Source organism: Mesorhizobium sp. P3_A9, from assembly GCF_056402975.1.
The window spans coordinates 1-556 of the sequence record NZ_JBFUGJ010000817.1 but is presented as its reverse complement, the minus strand read 5'-3'; the positions used below and the strand labels follow the sequence as shown (position 1 = coordinate 556).

Sequence of the window (556 nt, the reverse complement as noted above, 5' to 3'; positions counted from 1 at the left end):
GCCACCAGCTTTCCCTGTTCCATCGCCTTTGCCGCTTGATAGGAGAGGACCCTGGTGACGCCTACACCTGCAATGGCAGCGTCGATCGCGGCTTCCGCGGTATTCACTGACAGGCGTGACCGGATCGCTACGGTCTGCTCAGCGCGTGAGATTGGCGTGGCAAAACGCCAGGACGTGGCGGACGCCACAACATCAAACGTGACGCAAGAGAGTCCGGAGAGATCGGCCGGCGTCCTCGGCAGGTCGTGGTCGGCAAAATAGGTCGGACTGCCGCAAACCACACTGCGCACGGATCCTACCCGCGTCGCCACCATGCTGCTATCTGGCAAGGGGCCAATCCGCACAGCCATGTCGACATGATCGTCGACGAGATTCACATTGCGGTCTGACAAAACCAACCGGACATTGATGTCCGGAAAGCGCGCCAAGAAAACATTTATCGTCGGCAACACATGAAGCCGCCCGAATACAACGGGTGCCGTAATAATCAGATCGCCCTTTGGCACGTTGTATTCGCCCGAAGCAGTTCGCTCCGCCTCGCCCACCTGCTCCAGGA

Annotated in this window: 1 protein-coding gene; it reads right to left on the bottom strand. The window is 59.4% G+C overall.

The window, feature by feature from the left end; genetic code table 11:
* Positions 1-556: LysR substrate-binding domain-containing protein (locus AC1DX0_RS36905; protein ID WP_477359613.1), on the bottom strand; the 556-nt coding region annotated here is incomplete at both ends.